The 4,994-nt window shown below is 33.7% G+C and carries 6 protein-coding genes; all 6 read right to left on the minus strand.

Translation table 11 applies throughout. The features are described 5' to 3' along the window. Positions 1-610: hypothetical protein (locus PHI38_RS09015; RefSeq protein WP_299855308.1), on the minus strand; the 610-nt coding region annotated here is incomplete at its 3' end. Continuing rightward, a complete protein-coding gene (locus tag PHI38_RS09020) occupies positions 607-2,301 on the minus strand; it encodes a BamA/TamA family outer membrane protein (RefSeq protein ID WP_299855311.1) in 1,695 nt (564 codons plus the stop codon). The genes PHI38_RS09015 and PHI38_RS09020, both read right to left, overlap by 4 nt. A 20-nt stretch (positions 2,302-2,321) precedes the next feature. Next, positions 2,322-2,528, minus strand: a complete 207-nt coding sequence (locus tag PHI38_RS09025; RefSeq protein ID WP_299855314.1) for a hypothetical protein — start codon at positions 2,526-2,528, stop codon at positions 2,322-2,324. Positions 2,529-2,539: 11 nt separating this feature from the next. Next, entirely contained in the window at positions 2,540-3,496 is a 957-nt protein-coding gene (lpxD, locus tag PHI38_RS09030; RefSeq protein ID WP_299855317.1) for a UDP-3-O-(3-hydroxymyristoyl)glucosamine N-acyltransferase, read from the minus strand. Positions 3,497-3,505: 9 nt separating this feature from the next. Further along, entirely contained in the window at positions 3,506-4,456 is a 951-nt protein-coding gene (gene lpxD, locus PHI38_RS09035; RefSeq protein WP_299855319.1) for a UDP-3-O-(3-hydroxymyristoyl)glucosamine N-acyltransferase, read from the minus strand. A gap of 6 nt (positions 4,457-4,462) precedes the next feature. Beyond that, entirely contained in the window at positions 4,463-4,939 is a 477-nt protein-coding gene (gene ilvN / locus PHI38_RS09040) for an acetolactate synthase small subunit (protein ID WP_299855322.1), read from the minus strand. Positions 4,940-4,994: the final 55 nt, after the last annotated feature.

Consider the following 4,994-nt stretch of genomic DNA (forward strand, 5'->3'; position numbering starts at 1 on the left):
ACTCTAAAGCAGAGTTGTACTTTTGTTCTATAAAATCTGAGATAATAAATGAAGAAGCTCCCTTTAAAGTTTTATCTTTTAAAGAGCCTAAGAACTCTATATCAGCGTATTTTGTCTTTGATATAAAAGAGACTTTTTCTATATCAAAATGCTCTTTAAAGCTAAGTTCATCGCCTATAAAGTCAAAGGAAATCTTCTCTTTTTTATAATTTAGAGTGCCATTTTTAACTTTTACTTTTGATATATTAAAGGCGATATTTATTGAATCATCGCTATTTTGCAGTGATAAAAGTAGCCTATCTAACTCTATGTTCACTCCTAAAGCGTCTATATAGGCAACTCTTGGTATTGGACTCAAAAGAGAGAAAAAGTTGTAATTTATACTTAGTTTATCTACATATATACTATCTTCATAGACAAAGCCATAAACTTCAACCCCACTAAACAGAGTCCCTTTTAGTGATTTGTACTCAATATTGAACTCTTTTAAATATTTACTAGCCAAAGCGGGAGCTATATCTTTTTGAAAAAACACAAAAATAGCTATAAAAAAAGCTGTCAGTAAAATGAGCAGTGTTATCTGAGTAAAAGAGAGAACTTTTTTTATCAAAATAGCTCTCCAATATGAAAGTGTATAGCGTACTGTTTTCTTGGATCTTTAACATCAAAACCAAAATCAATAGCAATTGGTCCAATTGGAGTTAAATAACGAAAACCAAAGCCAAGACTATGATAACCACTGCTAAAGTCTGGAGTAGCATCTTGTGAGAGAAAAGTGTTATCACTAAATAGCACTCCTTTAAAGTCACCATAGATACCAAAACGAACTTCGGCAGTTGCTTCAAAGATAGAGTTAAACCCTATCGGATCACCCAAGCTGTTTTGCGGACCAAGCTTTCTATAACCATATCCACGGTTGCTATGCATACCACCAGCAAAAAAACCATAAGAGGTTGGAAGTTCTCCATCAATCAACTTTAAAACCCCATAATCAGCCTTAAGCGCAAGAGTACTATTTTGTACAGTATTGATATTTCCTCCTGTTGCTTTAAACTTATAGTATGTTGCATCAGAGAGATTCCCCTTCTTTGAGCCCATCAGCTCACTCTTTATAAAGTAGCCACTTTTTGGATCTAGGATTTTATCTCTTGTATCATAGATATATTCTAGTTTTGGAGATAACACAAAAAGCTTATTTATGGGAAAGAGAAGCGTGTCACTACTTTTGTATGTACTTATCTTATCAAAGAGAATGCTCTCTTTAAAAGTGTGTTTACCTAGTCTTTGCTTCAAATACAAATCTGTGTAAAGCTTAGATTCACTAAAACCTAAAAATTTCTCATTTTCATAACCTATCTCATAACCTGTAAAATTTTTATTTGCCATTGGCATATCAAAGTTTAATTTTATATTTTGTTTTACCTGAGTTACTCTAGCCCTTAGGCTAAGTGTCTTTAAATTTCCTAAAAAGTTACTATTTTGCAGACCAAGTGAAACCATAGCACCTTCATCACTGCTTGCTCCAATGCCAGATTCAAAACGTAGTGGTTTTTCATTTTGAGTTATTGCTACACTAACATCTACAAACTCATCTTTGGATATATCTGTGTCAATTATTGCTTTTGAAATGCCCTCATACGCGTATAATTCTTCATAGCTCTGTGTTATAGCATCCAATGAGAACTCCATCCCCTCTTGTAAATATAAAGCCGATCGAATGGTCTGCATGTCTATATCTTTTGAAGGTATGACTTCTATATTTTTAAAATAACACTTCTTATTTTTACTTGATTCATAGGTTAAATATGCCGCATGATTATCGGTATCTATCCACGCTTTGGCGTAAATTGATGGGCTACAGAAGTGATTGTTAGCATAAAGTAGCCTTAGATCTTTTTTGCTTTTTATAAATCTATCTGAATCAAAAATATCACCTACTTTAAAAAGGATAACACCCTTTAGGTCTAAGTCTGAAATAATTGAGATATTTTTTATAACTATTGGGCTATTTTCTTCTATGATTAAAAATAGGCTCTCTTTATCTATTTTTGACTCAATTACAGCGTCAAAAAAACCTTTTGTTTTATAGTAATCTTTTAATGTTTGTATAATTAAATCAATGGTTTTTAAATCAATAGAAGGGTTTTGTTTATAAAATTCATAAAAACGCGGTTCATGTAAATCTAGTGAAGAGTAGAGCTCTTTGGATGTTATATAACTATTTCCTTTAAAATAAAGCTCTAACTCTTGAGAAATCAGGAGTGCTGGGAGTAAAAGAAATAAAAAAAACCTTCCTCTCAAGCATCCTCCTGCATAACAACCTAATGTTTTAAACTCTTTAGTGCTTCAATAACTTCGTCTAAATTCTCTAGAGGAATATGAACTTTCCACTCAGGCTCATTTGCATTTCCAGATAACGAAATACCTATGCTTGCAACACTATGACTTCCAGCTCCATAAGGCTCATCTATCTTAGTTACTGAAATAACACCTTTTTTTGTTCCATTTAATGCAATTGTTTTTGACATAATTTCTCCTTTTAGTTTTGCTTTACTAGTCTAGCTATTTTACCCTGAAGCTTTAGCCACATTCTATGTTCCATCAGCGGAAAACCAGCGAATGTTAAGCCACTCTCCTTAATACTCTTTGTAACTCCGCTTCTTGCAGCCATTGTAGTAAAAGACGCAATACTTAAATGCCCAGATGTAGCACTTTGTCCACCCATGACAACATTTCTACCCATCGTAGTAGAGCCTGAAATCCCAGATTGAGCAACCAAAACAGAGTGCTCACCTATGATACAGTTATGCCCTACTTGAACAAGATTGTCAATCCTTACTCCATATTTTATAAGAGTTGTACCAAAGACTGCCCTATCTATTGTAGTTGAGCTACCAATTTCTACATTATCTTCTATCTGGGCATTACCATTTTGATAAATCTTTATATGTTCGCCTTGTTTATTTGTAGCAAAACCAAAACCATCACTTCCAATTGTAGTGTTTGCATGTATGATGCAATCACTTCCCACTTTGCAGTCTCTGTATATTGTAACACTTGGATATATTATAGTGTTATCGCCAATAACTACGTTAGCACCTATATATACATGTGCCATGATTGTGCAATCTTTGCCAATTACAGCACCTTTAGCTATCTCTGCTTTTGGTGAGATAGTTGTACCTTCACCGATTATTGGCTCTGGCAACGTTTTATCTTCAATAGGTGGTGCAAAATACTTAGATAGTATTGCCATCGAAAGATAAGGATTTTCAACCTCTAAAACAACACATCCACTAGGAACAAACTCTTTTGTCTCTTTATCTACTATTATCGCACCTGCATTTGAAGTTTGTATCTCTTTTATATATTTTGAATTTGCAACAAAAGATATCTCACTTTTAGTTGCATCATGCAGCGTATTCATCTTTGTTATCTCAAAGTTTTTACCATCAAAATTACTATTTATTATTTTTGCAATATCTTTTAAATTCATTTTTAACTCCTAATTATTAAGCTTTGCTATCCTTATCTGAAGCCTCTTCCACTCTCTATGATTCATAAGCGGAAAACCACTATAAACTCCACCGCTCTTCTCTATACTTTTTGTAACACCACTTCTTGCTGTAAATGTAGAAAATGGTGCAATGTTTAAGTGATCGCTAAAAGCACTTTGTCCACTTACAACACAGTTTCTTCCAAGTTTGGTAGATCCTCCAACCCCAGTTTGAGCCACAAAAATAGAGTGTTCTCCAATATCACAATTATGCGCAATATGAATAAAGTTATCAAGTTTTACACCGCGTCTTATGATAGTAGAGTTAAAAATCGCTCTATCAATTGCACAATTAGCACCAATCTCTACATGATCTTCTATGATAACATTTCCATTTTGATATATTTTAATGTGTTCGCCCTCTTTTGTATGAGTAAAGCCAAACCCATCAGCACCAATAACACTACCTGAATGGATTATGCAGTCACTTCCGATGAGCGTATCTCTGTAAATAGTAACATTTGGATATATGATAGTGTTATCACCAATGACACAATTAGCACCAATATAAGCACCTGCCATGATTGTCACATTTGAGCCAATACGCGTGCCATTTTCCACTCTTGCCATTGTATCAATTATAGAATTTTCTCCTATTATTACAGAAGGTAGATGAGGCTCGATCGGTCTTTTGTTAAATAGTTTTGTTGCTTGTGCCATTGAGATAGATACATCAGAGCAAATGATATAAGATGAGTCTATTGGAAGGTGCTCTATTAGTGTGTCTATTATCAAAAAAGCTTTTGATTTTGACACTTCTAGCTCTTTAGAGTATTTTTTATTTACAGCAAAAGTAAGTTGCGTGGGCAAAGATAGTGAGAGTTCATTCATAGAATCAAGCTCTATATCTTTACCAATAAAAGGGAGATTTAAATGTTGCGCAATATTGCTAAAGAGCATCTGGCCTTATCTCTCTAGTGCTACGGCACCGCTTCTTACAATCTCTTTTGGATTGTATTTATTTATAATTTTTAAAAGATTATCAACTCTTTTTGGCTCATCAACTATCATAGCAATAATAACGTTATCACCAACATTAACTATCTTGCCATTATAAGCCGAACAAATTGTTGCTATCTCTGTAATATTTTCAGTAGCTGGAAATTTCATTAAAGCAATCTCTTTTTCTACAAAATCTGTATGCTCATAAACCTTTAAAACTGGTATAAGTTTGTGTAGTTGTTTTGTTATCTGCTCTATCACTCTAATTGATCCAGATGTTACAATTGTAAGTCTTGAGTATTTACTCTCAGGAATCGGAGCAACAGTTAAAGATGTGATGTTGTATCCACGACCAGAGAAAAGATCAGTTATGCGAGATAATACACTAGCTTCATTTACCACAATAACAGAGACAACTCTCCTTGCGTTTTCATCTTGCATTATTTTTTCTCCTTTTTCTCTAATAGCATCATGTTAAATAGTGAACCACCAGAAG

The organism is Sulfurimonas sp. (assembly GCF_028694895.1).
Lineage (GTDB): Bacteria > Campylobacterota > Campylobacteria > Campylobacterales > Sulfurimonadaceae > Sulfurimonas.

What these genes read in the sequence shown, in the direction of transcription:
- PHI38_RS09025 (WP_299855314.1), bottom strand. Translation starts at nt 2,528, where the DNA reads ATGTCAAAAACAATTGCATTAAATGGAACAAAAAAAGGTGTTATTTCA.
- lpxD (WP_299855317.1), bottom strand. Translation starts at nt 3,496, where the DNA reads ATGAATTTAAAAGATATTGCAAAAATAATAAATAGTAATTTTGATGGT.
- lpxD (WP_299855319.1), bottom strand. Translation starts at nt 4,456, where the DNA reads ATGCTCTTTAGCAATATTGCGCAACATTTAAATCTCCCTTTTATTGGT.
- ilvN (WP_299855322.1), bottom strand. Translation starts at nt 4,939, where the DNA reads ATGCAAGATGAAAACGCAAGGAGAGTTGTCTCTGTTATTGTGGTAAAT.